This window comes from Mesobacillus persicus, assembly GCF_900109925.1.
Lineage (GTDB): Bacteria > Bacillota > Bacilli > Bacillales > Cytobacillaceae > Mesobacillus_B > Mesobacillus_B persicus.
The window spans coordinates 224,485-243,921 of sequence record NZ_FOBW01000003.1 but is presented as its reverse complement, the minus strand read 5'-3'; the positions used below and the strand labels follow the sequence as shown (position 1 = coordinate 243,921).

Annotated in this window: 19 protein-coding genes, 1 pseudogene and 1 riboswitch; of the genes and pseudogenes, 11 read left to right on the top strand and 9 right to left on the bottom strand. The window is 41.2% G+C overall.

The features are described from left to right. Positions 1-208: 208 nt before the first annotated feature. The 4 genes from BMX30_RS23865 to BMX30_RS06260 all read right to left on the bottom strand — a co-directional run bounded on the left by BMX30_RS23865 (position 209) and on the right by BMX30_RS06260 (position 2,141). Entirely contained in the window at positions 209-616 is a 408-nt protein-coding gene (locus tag BMX30_RS23865) for a hypothetical protein (protein WP_244532510.1), read from the bottom strand. A 260-nt stretch (positions 617-876) separates the two neighbouring features. Beyond that, on the bottom strand, positions 877-1,152 hold the full coding sequence (locus BMX30_RS23860; protein WP_244532509.1) for an SDR family NAD(P)-dependent oxidoreductase: 276 nt from the start codon (positions 1,150-1,152) through the stop codon (positions 877-879). Between the two features lie 36 nt (positions 1,153-1,188). Then, entirely contained in the window at positions 1,189-1,536 is a 348-nt protein-coding gene (locus tag BMX30_RS06265; protein WP_090742378.1) for a DUF4260 domain-containing protein, read from the bottom strand. A gap of 215 nt (positions 1,537-1,751) precedes the next feature. Further along, positions 1,752-2,141, bottom strand: a complete 390-nt coding sequence (locus BMX30_RS06260) for a VOC family protein (protein WP_090742747.1) — start codon at positions 2,139-2,141, stop codon at positions 1,752-1,754. 307 nt (positions 2,142-2,448) lie between these two features. Between BMX30_RS06260 and BMX30_RS06255 the strand changes: the two genes are divergently transcribed. From BMX30_RS06255 to BMX30_RS23440, 4 genes are all read left to right on the top strand, one after another. Next, complete coding sequence (locus BMX30_RS06255; protein ID WP_090742375.1) at positions 2,449-4,500, top strand: PKD domain-containing protein; 2,052 nt, start codon at positions 2,449-2,451, stop codon at positions 4,498-4,500. A 69-nt stretch (positions 4,501-4,569) separates the two neighbouring features. Next, entirely contained in the window at positions 4,570-5,145 is a 576-nt protein-coding gene (locus tag BMX30_RS06250) for a collagen-like protein (RefSeq protein WP_090742373.1), read from the top strand. 121 nt (positions 5,146-5,266) lie between these two features. Then, positions 5,267-6,133, top strand: coding sequence for a metal-dependent hydrolase (locus tag BMX30_RS06245; RefSeq protein WP_090742369.1), 867 nt, complete (start codon positions 5,267-5,269; stop codon positions 6,131-6,133). Between the two features lie 342 nt (positions 6,134-6,475). Then, positions 6,476-6,619, top strand: coding sequence for a hypothetical protein (locus tag BMX30_RS23440; protein ID WP_170843805.1), 144 nt, complete (start codon positions 6,476-6,478; stop codon positions 6,617-6,619). 92 nt (positions 6,620-6,711) lie between these two features. Here the strand turns inward: BMX30_RS23440 and BMX30_RS06240 are convergent, their stop codons facing one another. Further along, a complete protein-coding gene (locus tag BMX30_RS06240; RefSeq protein ID WP_090742366.1) occupies positions 6,712-7,011 on the bottom strand; it encodes a hypothetical protein in 300 nt (99 codons plus the stop codon). A gap of 247 nt (positions 7,012-7,258) precedes the next feature. Here BMX30_RS06240 and BMX30_RS06235 point away from each other — a divergent pair, with 247 nt between their 5' ends. From BMX30_RS06235 to BMX30_RS06220, 3 genes are all read left to right on the top strand, one after another. Then, positions 7,259-8,473, top strand: coding sequence for a translocation protein TolB (locus BMX30_RS06235; RefSeq protein WP_090742363.1), 1,215 nt, complete (start codon positions 7,259-7,261; stop codon positions 8,471-8,473). Positions 8,474-9,091: 618 nt separating this feature from the next. Beyond that, positions 9,092-10,195 (top strand): NAD(P)-binding protein, encoded by a 1,104-nt coding sequence (locus BMX30_RS06225; protein WP_090742360.1) that lies wholly within the window; start codon positions 9,092-9,094, stop codon positions 10,193-10,195. Further along, entirely contained in the window at positions 10,195-11,187 is a 993-nt protein-coding gene (locus BMX30_RS06220; protein WP_090742356.1) for a DUF3231 family protein, read from the top strand. The genes BMX30_RS06225 and BMX30_RS06220 overlap by 1 nt, the downstream gene beginning before the upstream one ends. Before the next feature lie 119 nt (positions 11,188-11,306). After that, a riboswitch (cyclic di-AMP (ydaO/yuaA leader) is annotated at positions 11,307-11,445 on the bottom strand. 52 nt (positions 11,446-11,497) lie between these two features. Here the strand turns inward: BMX30_RS06220 and BMX30_RS06215 are convergent. Next, complete coding sequence (locus BMX30_RS06215; RefSeq protein ID WP_090742353.1) at positions 11,498-11,680, bottom strand: hypothetical protein; 183 nt, start codon at positions 11,678-11,680, stop codon at positions 11,498-11,500. A gap of 408 nt (positions 11,681-12,088) precedes the next feature. On the opposite strand from BMX30_RS06215, the gene BMX30_RS06210 reads away from it, so the two are divergent. The 4 genes and pseudogenes from BMX30_RS06210 to BMX30_RS06200 form a co-directional block, all read left to right on the top strand. Continuing rightward, positions 12,089-12,688, top strand: coding sequence for a class I SAM-dependent methyltransferase (locus BMX30_RS06210; protein WP_090742350.1), 600 nt, complete (start codon positions 12,089-12,091; stop codon positions 12,686-12,688). A 284-nt stretch (positions 12,689-12,972) separates the two neighbouring features. Continuing rightward, entirely contained in the window at positions 12,973-13,134 is a 162-nt protein-coding gene (locus tag BMX30_RS23435) for a hypothetical protein (RefSeq protein WP_170843804.1), read from the top strand. A 434-nt stretch (positions 13,135-13,568) separates the two neighbouring features. Beyond that, positions 13,569-13,997 carry a CHRD domain-containing protein gene (locus tag BMX30_RS06205; protein ID WP_090742347.1) on the top strand — a complete coding sequence of 143 codons (429 nt, stop codon included), beginning with the start codon at positions 13,569-13,571 and terminating at the stop codon, positions 13,995-13,997. Between the two features lie 228 nt (positions 13,998-14,225). Next, positions 14,226-14,424 (top strand): annotated as a pseudogene (locus tag BMX30_RS06200) (class I SAM-dependent methyltransferase); the annotation flags it as partial. 145 nt (positions 14,425-14,569) lie between these two features. Here the strand turns inward: BMX30_RS06200 and BMX30_RS23430 are convergent. The 3 genes from BMX30_RS23430 to BMX30_RS06190 form a co-directional block, all read right to left on the bottom strand. Beyond that, complete coding sequence (locus BMX30_RS23430; protein ID WP_170843803.1) at positions 14,570-14,731, bottom strand: hypothetical protein; 162 nt, start codon at positions 14,729-14,731, stop codon at positions 14,570-14,572. A gap of 101 nt (positions 14,732-14,832) precedes the next feature. Beyond that, positions 14,833-15,453 carry a hypothetical protein gene (locus BMX30_RS06195; protein ID WP_244532508.1) on the bottom strand — a complete coding sequence of 207 codons (621 nt, stop codon included), beginning with the start codon at positions 15,451-15,453 and terminating at the stop codon, positions 14,833-14,835. A 109-nt stretch (positions 15,454-15,562) separates the two neighbouring features. Further along, entirely contained in the window at positions 15,563-19,354 is a 3,792-nt protein-coding gene (locus BMX30_RS06190; RefSeq protein WP_090742341.1) for a DEAD/DEAH box helicase, read from the bottom strand. Between the last annotated feature and the right edge of the window lie 83 nt (positions 19,355-19,437).

Genomic DNA, 19,437 nt, shown 5'->3' with positions numbered 1-19,437 from the left:
GTTCGGTCGCAGCTCATTTCCAGAGCTGCGATTTTTAATTTCTTAAAGTGCATGGGGACGGTTCTCCTTCTGCATTTTTAATTAACCTGACTTCCTTTTAGCATCTATCAGGTTGATGATCTTGAAGATTCATAGCAAAGAAAAAAGCACCCAGAAGGATGTGAACTGGGGGCTAATCTTCGACGGTCAATGGAAATTGATCCTCCTATTACGCCTCAACGGCGGTTAATTTCGAACAGAGCTCCCATACCTGCTCCATATTTTTTTCACTGGTAGCGTATTTTGGATAGACAGTCTGGTCAAAAAATTGCTTAATTTGTTGTCTTGAGGTGTCAGGATAATGAGACGGTTGCATGATTGTTCGCTTAGCGTCGAATAACTTGCCGGTGATTCCTTTGAATTCTTTCGATGTGCAAAGATGGAAATAGGTGTTGGCCATTGTTTCACGCGGGGCACTGAAAAAGTTCTGAACTCTTGCGGCGATTTTCCAGCCTGATTGCATCTTTTGGATGGTATCCTTCGAGAGTTTGATCGCCGGAATCTGAATGGCATTGACGCAAATCTGTTTGTTTCTCAGTTCTTCGGCGAGCCTAAATGTGAGCAGCAACAAAGCCATCTTAGAATCACCATACATCTTATAGGTACTGTAGGGTCGGGTGTCCTTAAACTCTCCTTGGAGGTTGTCGAATTCAATTTTACGTTTAGGGTCAAAAAAATGCCTAATATTGGTGGTACAGGCATGGAGAATCCTGGCATCATCCGATTTTGCCAGCTGTTCCGCCAGCAAATTGGTCAGCAAGAACGGCCCGACAACATTGGTGGCGAAAGAGATTTCAATACCATCATCGCTCAGCTGGTAGTTTTTATTGCCATGATTCAGAAAGGCTGCATTATGGTGAGAATATCGATCTTTGGATAGGCTTCGTTCACGTAAGAATGAAATCGGTGTATGGACTCAAAAGAAGAGATGTCGAGCGCTAGGAGGTCAATTTGCGGATGATTGGTTGCTTTGATGATTTCCTGCTGGACCGTTTTACTTTTTTCAAGATTGCGGCAAGCCATGACAACCCTGTATCCCTCTTCAGCAAACCTGAAAGCCGCTGCCTTGCCAATCCCAGAGTTTGAACCAGTAATAACGACGGTTTTATCCATCTACTATTCCCCCATATTATTTATAGAAGCAATTAGTCACACCCTATTTAAATGCGTATCTTTAAAGTGGGTTGGGTATTTCAGTCCATAGCCCAGCATTCTATCCATACCAATATGGGCGGTCCAGATTAATCCTATGGCGATAATGGTTAGGTTTGATAATAATAGTCCGAATATCACGAAAATGATCGATATGCTATATGTATGGAATAAGTTATAAACCTTGGCTCCTGTTTTGGGATTGAATGCATAACCAAGCATTGAAATGTCCGGAATAAACAGCAAAACCAAAAACAACATCCAACTAAATTGAAGGTATCCATAGAGATACAGGCATAATGCCAACACCGCCATCCCCTCTATATGCAAAAGGATCTTATTCATTCGAATTCCCCCTATCTAAAGAACTATATTCTTCATTTTTCAGGAAATTCCCTTTAAAGCAGAGAGACGTTCTTTGAAAACAGAAAAGAACATCCCTATGCTTCTAGCTAGTTCAGATACACTGAAGTAACACTTCACTCCACCAGGGGACCTAAAAACTCTTCAAAAGGTTTTGGGACACAGTGCAGTTCTTGCATGTTCCGGTGTCTCTTTCTTTATAGATTTCTTTGATCAACATTTAGTTCAATCAAATTCCCATCTGGGTCGGCACAGAAAATTTGTGCGAATCCACTTTTCCCGTTTGGTTTTTCAAGAATTTCAGCTTCATTCTGGATTAGCCATTTAAGCGTATCATTGTAGTTCTCGACTCTAAGGGCAAAGTGCCCTTCTCTGCTGGATAAGCTTTTATCCTCACGAATCGTCTGTGAAGTGGGAGCAACGATCAAGTGGAGTTGCTGTCCCTCAATTTCATACCAAGCACCTGGAAAATCAAAATCAGGACGTGGTATTTCTTTTAAACATAAAGTTTTCCCATAAAAATCTTTTGCTCTTTCCAAATCTGAAACAGAAAGACTTACATGATGCAGACATTTATACTTAATCAAATCCTTCACTTCTTTCATCTAAATTATATTACTTTTCACTTTAGTTATTTCGCTTTCGATGATCAGCATCACTGAGCAACCCTCCTTTATTATACTGCCTATCAATGGAGAAAACTTCTTCCACTTCTTCATGTGTAATGCCAAACGGGATTCGGATTCGGCCTTCGTTTTATCCTGTGATAAAACTAAATACCTCGCTTAATTAAGCCTGTTTCCAGCACATCTTTCTACCTTGTACATTTACTATACTGAGGAGTTTTTTGCTCTTTTTGTATGTTATATCACCCTTTTTAAGGAGGAATACGATTTGAAAGTTGGACCAATTAGTGCGCTTAATGGTTTTCCGGTTTGGTACAAGGATGAAAACGGGCTACGTCTTGGTTTGAATGTAGATCCTCAGGATCCATTTTCAGGGATTACGCCTGCAGACTTACCGAGTCCTACTTTACCGGTTTCATTTCCTAATAATTTTCCGAGCGAAGCTTTTTATCAATTAGCCGAAGCGGAAATGACAACTGGTACTGGGGAACGGGCTCGCCTTGTGTTAGCTTTGGAAGCTGCCTTTGTGAGCGAAGAACCGGTTGATGGAGATCAAATTGTTTTTGGAAGAGTCCGTATCCGCGTGGAGGGGCTTGTACCTGGTGCAGAATATACGGTTACTCATCCTTATGGCGTGGATACCTTTATTGCACAGTTAGATGATGAAGATGATCAGTTTGCGGAAATTAATTTTACTGAAGATATTGGTGGATGTAATGGTGGTGAGTTTGAACTCGCTCTTAACAGTCGTGTGCGACCATTTTTACAATGGGATCCCGCGGTGACACCAGTTGCACCTGAAGGTTACATTGGTGACCCAAATGTACTTCATCCTGTAATCGGAAGTGTATTTATCGATTCAGGTGGACAACCACAAAACATTTTCCGAATTGAAGGCCCTGGAATTGGAATAGGTTCACCAGACCGTTCGACGACCCCAGGTTTTAATCCTGACAATACAATTGAAACAAGGGTATTTTCCCTTTTAGGAACGATTTCGACCATTTCAGGAGTCGAGGTCCCAAGAGTCAATTATAGTCAAACAGCCAATACGGGTGGCGTCATTGATGTGTTTGCTTGGTCAGATGGGAATCTCCCGCAGACCATTCAAGTATCGGGTACAGGAATGAACCCGACAATTTTACAAGGAACAAATGGCCAATATTTTGCTCGTGTTGCGTTTACTGGCGAGACCCCTCCGAGTTCAATTACGGTTGCAAACCTCAGTGACAATAGTCCTCATAGTATAAAAGAAGTCGTACCAGTGGATTTTATTACTGCTTTAGCAAGCTATGATACGGATGCGCAAACCTTAACCATTGAGACGGCGTCTAGTGATGAAGTAAGCAATCCTCAGCTGACAATCGTTGATTTCGGTTTAGGTGAAATAGTGGTTCCACCTGAAGGAATAGTTACGGCAACATCTCCCTTTGCCCCAGATCAAGTGACGATTCTTTCCTCTGCTGGTGGTGAGCGAACCGTACCGGTCACCGTAACTGGAAATCCCGATGCCCCTATCTCTGTAACAGCCAATGCCGGGGCTGATCAAAGAGTTCTGATTGGTGCTGAAGTGACACTTGACGGTTCAAACTCGACAGGTCCAATTTCTTCATATAGTTGGACTCAAACTGCAGGAACACCGGTGACACTTGTTGGTGCCGACACAGCCACCCCGACCTTTACTGCACCGGATTCTGTCCAAACCCTTAGCTTTACACTAACGGTGGAGGGCGAAGGAGGACCTGCAACTGACTCTGTTAACGTTGAAGTCATTGATTCTGCCCCTGTACCAATCGTTGATGCTGGAACCAATCAAACGGTTCAACAAGGATCGGTAGTTACTTTATCAGGAAGTGTGACCGGAGATGTCACGAGTGTTCAATGGGAACAGACTTCTGGCCCTACAGTCTCCTTAGCCAATGCCGACACGACAACCGCAACGTTCACTTTTCCATTCCAAACAGACCCACTTACCTTTAGGTTAACGGCTACAGGACCTGCAGGATCCGCATTTGATGATACGGTTGTGTCCACAGTAGCTGATACGTTAACTGTCACAAGAGCACAATTTAGAACCCGTGATACAGAATGGAGAATTTCAGGGACTTCCAATGTAGCTGGTGCTGGCGCAACCATTACGATTTATCTAGGAAATACACTAGGTGGGACTGTGCTAGCAGAAGTGCCAGTAGATGCTACTGGTGCATGGCAATATCGTGTTGAACCATCTGATGTTGAACCGGATGCTACCCGTGCGATTTCCATTCAATCAAGTTCGGGCGGAACACTTCTTAATGTCCCGGTTAACATTAGGCAGTGATGGCTATTAATCTAAAAATAAGACGAATGTGATTCTAATAGAACACTATTAATGAAAGGAGAAATCAACATGGATTTTTGTCCATATTGCCATCCATGCTTCTGCTGGTGTGATGGTGAAAGTGGAAAGGAAGGACCTCGGGGGAAACGTGGTCCTCAGGGTGAGCCAGGACCTCGCGGGAAACGTGGTCCTCAGGGTGAGCCGGGACCTCGCGGGAAGCGTGGACCTCGCGGAGAACCGGGACCACCAGGAACTTTCACTGCTGCTCACGGTTTTGCTTATTCTCAAACCACCATGACCGAAACAGGAAACGTGACCTTTACAGTCGCTGGACCCCTACAGGACATGGAAATGGTTGCATCAGGTTTACAAGTTTTAAAGTCAGGAGTGTACCAAATAGTCTATAAGGTTCATGTAGAGGCAGAGGCAGAGGCAGAGCCAAAAACCACTCCAGCAACATTTATCCTTCAAATAAATGATGAAATTATCGTAGCCTCTTCGATGACTGAAACAACCACATCCAATACTCTATCGTCCACACAATTGGTCTCACTACTAGAAGGAGACCTCGTAAAATTACACGCAGAACTCCCTGAGGGTTATTTTTTAAAACTGCCAACCTTACAAATTGTTCAAATTGCTTAAGTTTCTGCACTAAATCTGGACCGTGCCTAGTCACGGTCTGTTTGTTCGTAGCTAAGAGTATGTCTCTTCACTCACTTTGTTATAATAAGGAAACACTCATCCTATAACGGAGGACATAGCTTTGGATACAATTACCCATACACTTTTCGGGCTCTCTTTATACGGTTCTGTTGATAAAGAAAAGATGGATCGCAGAACAAAGATGGCTTATTTATTCACGACCGTTGGGGCAAGTCAAATTCCTGATATTGATGTCATTTCGCAAACTTGGGATACCGAAGGCCTTTATCAAATGTGGCATCGTGGGGTTACCCACTCTATTTTTCTGACCCCACTCTGGGCTTTACTCTTTTATCTGCTTTGCTTGGTTTTCTTTAAAGTTAAAGATAGGCGCTTGTTTTTTCTAGGATGGCTTGCAGCTGTCATTCATGTGACAAGTGACCTCTTTAATGCTTGGGGCACGGGCTACCTTGAACCTTTTTCGCAAATGCGTATTACATTTGGAACAATCCCAATCATTGATTTTGTTTTCTGGGTGATCATTGGTAGTGCGTATTTTATATCGAAAAAGAAGCCGATTGCGAATAGACCCTTCTATTTCCGAGCAGCCTGGCTTATCATCGCTCTACACATAGCTCTCCAAAGCTTGCAAGGGTATTACTTTTATCAAAAATACACTCATGATTATGAGCAAGTTGCTCTATCCGCCGGCTTTATCCCGACTACCTTTCAGGTGATTACGAAACAAGAAGGCACTGTTACTATATATGAAGATGGGATCTTCCAATCGAAACAAACCTTGTATTCACTGGAATCCCAAGAGGATGCGGACTTAGACTATTTATTTTCAAAAAATCCAGCGGCCAAAACTCTTCAGCAGTGGTCACCATTTGTTGTCATCGTAGAAGATGACCAACAAATTGGAGTTTATGATCCGAGATTTTATCGAAATGGACAATCTTTTCTTTTCGAATCCATTGAACACTAAATCCAAATAATACCAGACATCAACCAACTAGACTTTTGGCAGATGTCTGGCTCTTTTTTTCAGCTCCACAATCGGTGTACGTTTTCACTAAAAAGTTGATGTTATTAATTTCCATGAATTAATACAAAACGAAAAAGCAGAAACCACGATAGAGTTTCTGCTTTTTCTACTAGTGCCCCTGCCAAGGATATTTATTATACTATATTCTCCGGAATTTCCACTAATCTCAAGAGAACTGAGAATGTACATTTCATGACTTTACTACTCATGCCGGACTGCCCCAAATAACTATTTTTATTTTCAAGGTTAAAGTTGGACATCTTATCCATAGGAGGTGATAAGGTGGCTGACAAAAGGAAAACTTCCAGGAATGTAGATATAGACAGTAAATTAGAAAGAGACAATAACGATCGACACAATGAAAATGCAAGGGCAGCAGCGGCTCTTGAGCCAGATACCCCAAGAATTAATACCGATAACCTTTAATAGGCAGATTGCTTACCGGACTGACCCTAAATACCTAAAAAAGCCGTCAGCTAGTTTCTGCTGATGGCCAGTTTTTTTCCTTTTAGGAATCTTTAATTTCTATAGCCCCCATGGTGTCCACCGTGATGGTGACCTCCGCCGTGATGCCCTCCATGATGGTGTCCATGGTGTCCGTGATGATGTCCGTGGTGTCCATGGTGTCCGTGATGATGTCCGTGGTGTCCATGGTGATATCCTCCGTAGCCGCCATGACCAGGGTACCCTCCATAACCCGGATATCCTCCATAACCTGGATAACCGCCATAGCCTGGGAATCCTCCATAACCTGGAAAAACTCCATAACCACCGTAGCCAGATTGGCCAAACAAACCTAAAATTCTCTCATCGCTCATACTACCGCTCCTTTTTATAGGTTACAGTGTACAATATGTGAGCTTATGCTCTGAGTGAAGGGCCTTTTACCCAGAATTATAAAAAAACATTTTGTTGAACTTTACATCCTCAAAATTCATCAATAAATGCGAAAAACACTGGAACGGATTCAGATGTGTTCCAGCGGAAGCAAAGGAACCGTCCCCACGTAAACAAAAGCATCAACTTGAAGGATCTAGGTAAATCTAATGTGTGGGAGGATATGCCATGAGATTTAAAATTTTGTTATTGTTGATGCTTTTCATATTTCAGTTTATTTCAGTGACGAACGCAGAAGTGCCTTTGAAGGCTGCGTTTGTACGTGATCACCAGTTATGGATGAAAGAGGGAAATCAAGAAGTACAGCTTACCAAAGATAAATATGTCTACTCACCCCAGTGGTCCTATGATGGTAGGTTTATTGCCTATATTGACGGTGATGAGGGGGGGGAAAAATCTAATCTGTGGATTTATGATACAAAAAGGAAAGAAAACTATGAACCCTATCCTAGTATTGAGACTTCTTCCTTTACTTGGTCCCCTGTTGCAAATGAGCTAGCTTACCTATCCGGATGGGTATTAAATGTAACAAAGACAAGGGATGGCAGGCCTTATGGATTTGAAAATGTGTCGTTAGGTGTGAGTGGCTTTGAATGGTATCCAAATGGGAAAGAGTTTATTGTGTCTGCTAGATCAAACCGTCTTCCCACTGGATGGGAGCCGATTAAGTTGTATCGTCTTCCAAAGGATATGAATCTTAATGAGAACAAAGCGAAGCGGTTGTACTCAATCCCCATCAATGAAAATGAGTTATTTGCTGTTACTGTTGGTAGCTTTAAATGGAGTCAAGACGGCAAATGGGTCAGCTTTCTCGGCACACCAACCCCTTCTTGGGCAATGGACAGCAATCCTTTATTAGTCTTGTCTTCAGATGGAAATGTGTTCAAGGATATCGGCAGGATGTTAGGATTTGGTGACTGGTTTAAGTGGGCACCGCAAGCCAACCAATTAGCGTATATTTCGGGAGAAGGACGGTTTCTTGTTGAAAATAAGATGACAAAAGTTGTTGATATAGAGGCATCCACCAAGCAAGTAGACTACACACCGAAAGGATATGTAGACCTAGATTTGGAGTGGCTATCCCCCTCCAAAGTAATCGTTGCACGGTCACAGGAGAACAAAGCGTGGAAAGAGGGACCAGTTCCTACCATGTTCACCTCTTTATATCAGATAGATTTAAGCTCAGGAAAACAGAAGCAAATCACATTTCCTAAAGAAAACGAATTAGATAGAGACCCGCAAGTCGTTGGATCCTATCTCATATGGGTACGTAGCCAAGAAGCAACGGACAGAAGTGATGTATGGATAAAACAAGAAAAGCAGAAAGAAGCAAATATCTGGATAGAAGATGTTGATTTTTCACCTGTTTTTCCTAAAAATTAACCAAAAAGAAGACCCAAACTAAAAACGTCATAAAAAATACTAGTAGCTGACGATAACAAAAATATATTGAAACAAAAGGTCTTTGTTCCTTTTATAGGCCCACTGTGGAAAAATGAATAGTTAAAAAACCGCACGGGTGATAAACCACTGTGCGGTCAAACATGCATTACGAGGTAAATATGATCAATCCGCTAGATAGAGTGGCTTACCCACTCCGCGAACCCTACATACCAACTGCATCCTTCTTTCAATTCAGAATGACTTTAACCCAAAGCTCATTTACTAAACCTTAGTGCATAGAAGCTAATATTTCTTGCATTTTTTCTTGAACTAAAGGATAGAAATTAGTTTTAGCATTAGTTGTGGAATTCCCACCGAAGAAACCTGTGCCTGGGCAGCTTTTAATTGCATGTCCTTTCCCGTTGTCTAGCACCCTTTCTCCAGTACCTTTTACTTCAATTTACGAAAACATTATTACTTTTTCGCCAACTTAAAGCTATATAAAGAAGTAAATGGAAAGCCCCTTCACCGACTTCCAGTTATTTGGAAAATATGGGTACATTTATTATCTTTTATAAGGGAATGCTCGTATTGTAGCCATTTTAGGAGGAAGTTTATATGGAAATTGCTATTATGGGCGCGGGACTTTCTGGTTTAGCATGTGCCATAACCCTTGAGAAGAACGGCATTACTCCTACCATTTTTGAGAAAAGAAGAGAAGTAGGAGACAGGTTTGTCAACGGTGAGGCTTTGCTTGATATCTTTACACGACCCGTCCAGGATTGCATTGCTTCCTTGTCTGACGAGTATGGAATCTTTCTTAAACCCACCTCAGCGATTCAAAGAATGAAGCTTTTTTCGAAGAATGAACAGGCAGTCATCGAAGGGCATCTTGGGTTTACAAATATCCGGGGCAGGGACCATGATGCTTTTGAATCGCAATTAGAACGACAAACAAAGACAACCATTCATTACCACTCAGAGAAAACCTATGAAGAATTACTTAGTGAATATACTCACGTGGTGTTGGCGACTGGAGATGGGGCTTATGCAAAGGAGACACATAACTACAGGGAAGATTTATCCGTATCGATAAAAGGGGCAACGGTTGAAGGGTCTTTTGACAAATATACAGTAATGGCGTGGATTGATTACGACATTGCACCTTACGGATATTGCTTTCTAATTCCATATTCAGAAAAAGAGGCAAACATCACGATCGCCATTCCAGATCTCCCTGAAAATAAAAATGTAGAAACCAGCGAACTCTGGGATACTTTTTATTCAATGGTTCAGTCTCAGCTTAAACAGGAATTACCTATCACTGATCAATTTCAGATTACCCAATACCTCATGGGAATCTGCCATTCAGCTCGAATCGGAAATACTTTTTATGTTGGGAATAACTTTGGCACCATGATGCCTTTCATGGGCTTTGGTCAATATGCATCTATTGTAAGTGGTGTGTATGCTGCATACGATTTATGCGGTCTAGGTAACTATGAGGAATTAATGAAGCCGCTTCGCCAAAGCTATGAAGACGCGCTCGTGTTGAGGCGCGCAATGGAGCAACTATCCAATAAAGGATTGGACCGAATTATCCACTCACTTAATGGATATTGGGGTGAAAAATTGTTTTTGAAAAAATCAATAAATCCGATAAGGGTAGCAAGTTATTTACTACGCCCATATATCAAAATGAAGAAAGGAGTGACCTCCTAATGAGTAACCAAAATTCAATCCCCCTCACAGCCTCTGAACTCGGCTATCTTTGGACAGGTTATTCAATTAATGAAATGTCAAAGTGGTTTTTATCCGTTTTTCGGGAGCAGGCCACTGACGAAGAGATTAAGAATCTATATAGCTTTGCTATACAAAACACGACCGACATGCTTACTACTAGAAAAACAATTCTTACGAACGAGGGTTTTCCAATCCCTAGTGGTTTTTCTGAAAAAGATATTGATAACAGCTCACATCTTCTATTTACAGATCGGTTTATGATCTATTATCTGTTTACTGCAGGTCAGCTTGGTCTTGAATTTCATTCCAAATCATTAGCTTTAGCCACGAGAGAGGATGTACGTAAATACCATAAGGATTGTTTAACTTCTGCTATTCAGTTAAATGAAAAGGTGGTAGATCTCACTCTAAACAAAGGAATGTATTGGCGTACTCCTCCTTTGCCTACACCGTCATTCCCTGAAGACATTCAAAGAACCAGTTATTTATATGGATGGTTTGGAGTTACTCGCCCAATGAATAGTATGGAAATAGCCAATCTTTATTCAATCCTAAATCTCCTTATCATGATGGAAACTCTTTTTACAGGCTTTGCCCAAACTTCAACTCATGAAGATGCGGCCGAACTATTCCATGAAGGTGTTAAGCTTGTAAAAAAACAATATAATACATTGGCTGAATTTTTAAAGGAAGACGAACTACCCGTCCCACCTACCTATTCAGCAGAAATAACAGATTCCAAGAAAAGAGTCTTCTCTGACCGCATCATGGTCTCCCATATGGCCGGTTTATTTGGCTCCCTATTGTCCCAATATGGTTTCTCACTTGGCTCTGTTATGAAGCACGATCTACTGGCAGCCTATACAACACAAATTGGCAGAGCTGGTGTCTTCTCAGAAAAGGTGACAAAATTCCTTATACAAAGAGAATGGTTGGAAAAAGTACCAGGGGCCATTTCAAGAGACAACTGATGAAAAACATAATGGGGACGGACCTTTTGCTTCCTCCTTTGACACAAAACAAAAAAGTGTCTACAAGTTCATTTATCATGACCTGTAGACACTTATCTCTTGGATGCCATAAGCTCCACCTTCTTTCTCTATAACGCTTACGAGGTTAGCTGTCGGATTCGGGCCATGAGTAGCCCTACCTATAAAAGGATTCACCCCTTGGATTCGATTGAATCCAGATGGTTCCCCCGCACACTGAGGTTTCGGCGATTTAGAAACTGGAAACTATTTTTTTAGTGGTATTAATGTAAGTTAAAAAGGGTTGCCTCTTTTAAGAAACTTTTGAATTTAGATAAGCTTCTTCAATAATTTTTGAATCAAAGTCGCTATAATAAATAACCTCACTAAGCACCTTGCTTCCTTTTATTTTCTTAAAAGATTCTTTTGCCTCTTCTTGATTATCAAACTCAAACATTTGAATATCGTTTTTTCCATACACAGTAATTACCCACATGAAAGTTCCCTCGCTTTTATTTATATTTCAATATGATCCCAATGGCGTACGCTCAACCGTTCACATTTATTCGTTCCTATGGACAGTGCTTCCATCTCCACTTCCTTTCGCTGAATCTAGATGAAAAACCTTATCTCTTTTATGAAATAGGTTTTACCTATCTACATGTGTTATTGTACCTCATTATGAATGGTTTGTTCGTAAAATCTTGTGACAAATTTATTTCAGTTAATTCTGAACCCATCTTTTCCTCACACCTTCATTTCCCAAACCAACTTAAAGAATACTCAAAGATTCCGAGACCATCGGGCCAATTCACAAAGTGTTTGAGGGAATCGCCTCTCAATAATGATTTTTGCTATAATGACCACTATGTAGCTTTCATTTTTGATAAATAGGGAGTGGAATATGGATAATAACGTTTTTGAAGAGATGGCAAAAAGATATGATACAGAAGAACGAATGGAATTAGCTAAAGTGATTGTTAAGGAAGTAAAATCAGAATTAGGAGATAGTAAATTAAAATCTTTAATTGACTATGGGAGTGGTACTGGCCTAGTTAGTTTAGAGTTATCAGACTTAGTAGATTCTATTTTGTTGGTGGATTCTTCAAAGCAAATGTTGGAGGTTGCGAAGGCCAAAATTTCTAACAAAGGAATAACCAACTCAAAGGTGCTTTATTCAGATTTTACTACTCAAGAAACTCCTGAACTCAAGGCAGACATTGTTTTAATGTCATTAGTCCTTCTTCATATTCCGGATACCGATAAAATCTTACAACAATTGTTCGCCATTTTAAATAATGATGGCAAGCTAATCATCGTTGATTTTGACAAAAACGATAAAATCCATCATCCGAAAGTTCATAACGGTTTTTCGCATGATGAACTGAAAAGGAAATTATCCGAAGTCGGATTTAAATACATAAAAATGAAGACATTCCATCATGGCAAGCGTATTTTTATAAATCAAGATGCCTCTATGTTTATATCTAGTTGTATTAAGTGATTTTCTTGTCTTTTATTTCTTAGTCAACACAATCTTAAAAAAGAACCATTCATATCAAGGGTTTTTGGCCTCTCACACGATGAAATGTCAATGTTCGAGTTATCCCTGTTGATGTGAATGGTTCTATGTACATTTTTGAGTAGTCAAACTGCCAAAACACCTAATTCTAACTAAAGTATATATACTTTAAGAATAGGCGTTCTTCCTCACAAAAACTCGCTGAAAGCAATATAGTAACATTTGGTAGGTTTCAGTTCAAACTTCGAAGATTAGGAGGAAATACTTTGAAAAGATTTGTATTCTATTGGAGAATCCTCTTTTTTACTTTATTATTTATCCTTTATTTAGCGGACGTTATCAATGAGTTTATTTTCTTTTCGGTCATTTCAGGTATTATCGTTTTTATTGGGATTCCTTGGGTATTTAATAAAGTCAGAGTTAGATAATTTAACTAGTTTTAATAACAAACAGCCATAGCCAATAAAAAGCAGCGATCAACCAAGACGATTGCTGCTTTTTGTCTTCTCTACTAAGCACGGTTCAATTCTAATTTAAACAGCAGTTGAATCACGGGATTGCCCCGTGAATAAGTCAGGTAAATAAAACAATGTTACAACTTCATAGTATTTTAACCTATGATTCTGGAGTCAATATCTAAGAAGAGGGCGATCTATTATAGACGCCCCTTCAAAAAACGTTTAATTTAATTGTTCAATCACGATTGTTTTAGCCGGCATAAATTCTTCGCATTCCACCATTTGATAAAAGTAGTCGATTAAATCATCTTTCATTTTAAATAAGTGTTCTTAGATACCCAACCTATACAAAAAAAGTTGCCTTACATAGAATGGATTACATTCAGGAAAGAGAGGTGATAGAAATGATAAAATTCTTTAAGGCGAGATTAAGAGGCAAAAATGAAGTCCCTCCTGTGGAAACAGATGCTTTTGGTTTTGCAAAATTTGCAGCTAATAAAAATAGAACGAAAATAAAGTTTGCACTAGAAGTTGAAAACATTAGGAACTTTGTTCAAGCACATATCCACTTTGGCAAACGTGGTGAAAATGGACCTGTCATAGTATTTCTTTTTGGTGCTGACCTAGAAACGCTTGAGGAGCAAAATGGCATCACGACTAGAAGAGGTGTTGTGACTGGAATGATTACGGATGATGATATTGTAGAAAACGACGTAGGTATAGAAACTATAGATGAATTATTAAAGTTCATGGAAAAAGAATTAACCTATGTTAATGTTCATACTGAACAAAATCCAGCAGGTGAGATTAGAGGTCAAATTGTACCAATTTAAATTCAGGACTGTTAGTTTTTAAAGATGATGACTCAAAGGTTTCACATACGGAACTTTTTTGGTCATCCTTTTTTTGAACTTAACTTTTTGGTCGCCCATAAGAAGATGATCCCCAACCCAATAATTGTGTTATTCGCCAAATAAAATAAGCGTAGGGACATGCCCTACGCATCCTGTACAGCCATCATAGATCCTCGCAGAAGCACAAGGTCCGCCCCCATGTTTCTTCTTTATTCAGATTTCACTTAAAAAACTACTGAACTCAAAGGACATTGTTTTAATGTCATTCGTCCTTCTTCATATTCCGGATACCGATAAAATCTTACAAGAATTGTTCGACATTTTAAATAATGGTGGCAAGCTAATAATCGTTGATTTTGACAAAAACGATAAAATCCATCATCCGAAAGTTCATAACGGCTTTTCGCAGTTTTTTAATTCGTAAAACCCTACAAAGAAAAGAAAGAACCATTCATATCACGGACTTTTTGGCCTTTGACATGGTAAATGTCACTGGTCAAGTTTTCCTTGCTGATGTGAATGGTTCTTTGAATACAAAAACATCTAAAACACTATAACCCGCCACAGTTCGGAGAGTCGTCTTTATCTCCCTCCGCATAATCGCAGCCTTCAGCCACTGATTCAAGTCCGGAGTCTGTGGTAGTTACCTCATTTAACTCTTCGTTCCGTACCTTGTGTTGATTTTCCTCAGGTCTTTCTTTGTAATCTCTCATGACTGTCCTCCCCAGAGTTTTTTTAAAGTTTTCTCCAAGAAGATTCTAGTTATGCATGGGGACGGTTCTTCTGCTTCCAAAAGGAAGCAGAAGAACCGTCCCTAGACTGCCCGCCATTCTAAGCGTTCTTGGTCTTCGATTTGCTTTTCGAGGGTCTCGTCCCAGCGTCCAAGCCATAGATTCCAAACCCTAGCATAGAAGATATCTTGTTCTTTATTGTAAAGCCGGAATTCCAGGCATGGGACGGATTCAAACTTCTGCTGATCAAAACGGTTAACCGCAGCCACTACTGTTTGAAAGCCATCTTCCTCAACACCTTCGTATCTCTCGGAGAGAACAGGCAAAATCCGGTCTTGATCTAAAAGGTTCTGATTGCTGGCATACCGGTAAAGCGGCAGTTCTTCTTCCATTTCAGGCAATGCCTCGGTCATTTCCGGCCAAATTTCATCGTGGAACGGGCTGTAAGAAATCACTGACGACTCTTCTTCCATTTCCTCTTCCATGATTCCTGTCTTTAACTGTCGTTGCCCTCTGGATGTCAGTTTGTAGCTACCGTCTTCCAGTCGAATCAAACCCATCCGCTGCATTTTTTTCAGTAAATCTTCAATGAACAGCTCCTCTACTAGTAGAAGTTCGGACAAATTGGCTGCGCGGCGGATTTGCGCTTGTTCAAATGTAAGCAGCATCATTTTCATCAAAATGTCCATTTGGGAACGTTTCACTCGCTGGAACGCCACAGAATAAGTAATCACCGGGATTTGCCAGATGTCCGATTTCCTGATTTGCACTGCCGGATTTTTGAGTAAATCTGCCCGTAATTTCTTTTTCAATTTATCCATGTACAGGCACCTCTTCTAGGGGCCGCAATCCATCTTGTTTTTTCGCAGATTCTAAAACGTGAGTATACATTTCCCTAGCTCCCCGATTTTTCGACCGCTCGGTAAACATCTTCGTGCTACCGACCATCACAAGCAGCTCTCTGGCCCTGGATAATGCGACATTCAGCCTACGGTAGTCCTTGGCAAAGCCGATATCATCCTGCTTATTATCATGATTACGCACCATGCTTAGCAATATCACATCCATCTCCATGCCCTGGAACCTGTCCACTGTCCCAGTACGGATGGTTAAGTTGGGCAAACGTAATTCCTGTTGAAGCATCCGATCAATCCTTTTTACTTGTTCTCCGTAGAAACTGATGACCCCAATGCTCTTTTTCTCATCGGCTTCCATTCTTCCGGCCTGCTTCGCCTCAGCTGTTGCCTCATCCAATTCCTTCAGCAATTCAGCCATCGTCTTCAACTCAGCCGGATTATATAGACTTTTTCCACCCTTCATTCTCTCTTCAAAAAATCCAGGCTCATTCGGCATATCCATCCATAGAAGATGATGATTCCGCTTGATGTGTGGCGATGACAGTTTGTGGTCGCGATCCCGGTCGGAGTCGGTTAAGCCACATTGAAGCTGTTCGTTTTCCTGCCTATAAAATGGCGCAATCGTCTCCATTATGTTTTCATGCATCCGATATTGAATCGCAAGCATCATTTTATTGGTTTGTGGCAAGTTTTTAAACAAGCGCTCAAATAGCGACTCATTCAACAGCTTCTTCAGTTCAGCCTTCCCTTCAAAGTCTTCACTTTCCTCGGCCATAGCCTGCAAAGTTTCCTCGAGGGTATCATCACCCAAAAGCGGCGGCAGCTGATGATGGTCGCCCACAAGGATAACTTTCTTGCCTTTTAGCATCGGCAAAAGAAGTTCAGGCGGTGTTGCTTTAGATACCTCATCAATAATGACAACATCAAACACAGGGTAGCTATCCATAAAATCTTTACGGGCCGATGCCACACATGTGGTCCCAATTACATTCGCATGCTTCACATACAGCTTTCTGATTTCATTCAAATCATGATCGTTTGCTTCTGCCAGCATGGACTGCCACATCCCCTGGACAGACTGAAACAACGGCAACTTCTCCTTTTCCTGTTTCAAAGACTCCCGGGTAAAAGAAACACTCGCCAGCTTCTTTAATACCTCTTCGTGCTCTTGTTCAGGTTCGGTTGCAATGATCTCATTTAGCGGAACCAACTCAGCTTGTTTTTCTCTAAGCATTTTGGAAAGTTCTAATAGACGATCTTCAATTTGTCCTTCCTTCTGCTCTGCTTCCTCTAACTGTTGAGCCTCCTGGTCCTGCTTTTGGCGATTTCTTTCAACCCGCATCTGGGCTTCCTCGAGCTGCTCTTTCATCTTCTGGAGCTCCAACCCTTTTGTTTCTTTCTCATGAAGCAATTCGATCGCATTTGGAATCAGATCTGCTGATTCCATTAATTGCTTTTGCTTGCTTTGTAAAAAAGAAAGCCTGGAACCATGCTCGGCCACTTCTTTTTGGTACTTCTGAAACATTAATTTACGGTCTTCTAGGACAGGATTTAACTGGACGATTAGTTCTTTTTTCAAATGTTGGAGCGCATCCTGTGCCATTTTTTTCTCTGTATCATTCAGCTTTAATTGCTCCGCTTTTCTCCAAATATAATTCCTTCGTCCATACAGCCCCTTAAGGAAGGCTACAAGCCTCTCCGGCTGGATTTTGGACTTTGCTTTTAATTCGCTTCTCAGTTTATCTAAAATTTGGTCAATCTCGACAGCCGTTGTCGATACGGGAGGCGTGGTTTTCAATTGTTCCCGAAGCTGCTCATACTGATCGGCCAAAAGCTGTTCAAGATAGGAAATCGCAGGATTTAATTTCTCATTATATGTCTTTAACTTTTCCAGCTGGCTACTTCTCTCGCGAAGATGATTAAGCTTCTCTATTTGTGACTGAACCTGTAAGGTCCGAGTAAGATTCTGTTCAAGAATCAGCCACTTTAAACTGTCGAGTTTTTTGGCCGCAGTTGTTCTTTCTATTAAAGCTTCCTGCTGTGTTACAGCCTCTTTCCATTTCTCAAGTTCAGCAGAAGAAGTCTGTTCGATCCTTTGTTTTAGCTCAAGGATTTCGTCTTCAAGTTCCTGAATGACTGCACTAGCTTTCAGACGTTCGATTTCTTGCTGGTTAGCTTCCCATTCATTTTGAATGGTTTTATCGTCAGCGGCTTCAGCGAGGAAGCTTTCGTCTTTTTCGATCGTGTCACTCAGCAGGCGAAGAGACTGTGCGTATTTCTGTAAAAGCTGCTGAGCTGTGTCCCTTTCCTGTTGTGCATCATGAATATCTTTTTCTAGTTTATTAATAATAGACTGAATTTCGCTAGATTGCTCTTGGGCTTTCTTTTTCGCTTCAAGCTTCGCCTCTACCCTTACAAGCTCCTGTTGAAGTCGATCATGTTCCCGTTCATTATCAGACCATTCCGTTTCAATTTCAGTTTCCCGTTGCTTTCGCGTTTCAAATTGACTGGATACCTCTTTTAGCGTATGGTCCTTCCAATACTGCCCGACATTTTCCTCAATGAACTTTTTACCTTCTTCTTCAATGCTTTCCGTGCGCCCGACCCGGAGAATTCGAATATCCTTGTTGGCCAATAACCGGCCGAGAGCATTGTCGACTGCCAAATTCGACTGCGACGCGACAAGAGTCCACAATCCCGCCCTGGCATTTTGCAAGCAGATTTCAGAAATAACCGTTGTTTTTCCTGTTCCTGGGGGCCCCTGAATGACGTATAAGTCTTCCGCACTCATCGCTCCTGTGACCGCTGCCTTCTGGAACTCGTTCAGCTGATTGTGAAACTGCAGCCTAGCCTGCTTTTTAATCTCTTTGACAGGCGGCTTGTTTTCAAACAAAAGACGTTCCAGCTCGGGATTCGCAGCCAGACCGTTTTCGAGCTGCTTAAACCCTTGTCGAAGTCTTTTTACCTGACTTAAGGTGGCAAAGTTGCTAAAAACGACTTCCCTTGGCTGCGCATCAAGCTGACCCCTACGAGCCTGATCCTCCATATACGCAGGCAATTCTACCTCAACCGTGGAAGCCGAACGATTCGCTTTCAGCACTTTGCCGATGTCCTTGTCTACTCCCTTAAGCTTGACACTCATATCCTTTAGGGACTTCCATTCCTTTTCATTCAGCCGACAGCCTGTTATTTTCACCCGGCTGAAATCATCATTAAAAATAAGTCCGGAATAACGAGTGGTAATGTCAGGAATGTCCGCAGTCTGCTCCTGGATTTTCAGGTAGCCCTCCCAGCTCGCAATCCGCTTCTTTACATACATGGAGCTTTCCTGGGCAACCGGCATGTTGTGAATCAGGTTCAGTAACTCATACGGTAACGGTCCGCTGCTTTGACTATTCAAGTCAAACCTGAAACTTGCCGGAACACGCCAATTAGACGCCGCCGGAATATGGGCCGGCCTCGTCGTTACATTCGTTACAACCAATCGATCTGGCTTCACCAAACAATGTAGAACAATGACAAACATATTAAACTTCGCTGCCAGTTTTTCATTTCTCTCCAAGTCTAGAAATAAGGCAGCCGAAACAAGGCCATCTCCCGATTGCGGATACTTTTCTATATAAATGTGAAACGATTGCTCTAATAAAAAAAACGATCGCTCATCCAAACCGAGCTCTCGCATTTTATCCTTTGCCTTATTGGTTAAGGTCATCGGACAACGATATGCAGTTTTTTGTGTCTTTATCATCTGACCACCTGCTTCCTTAACACAAAAGGTATAAGGTTAAATAGTTTTATAACTAGGTTATTATAGCATGTTGTTTGTAGTAT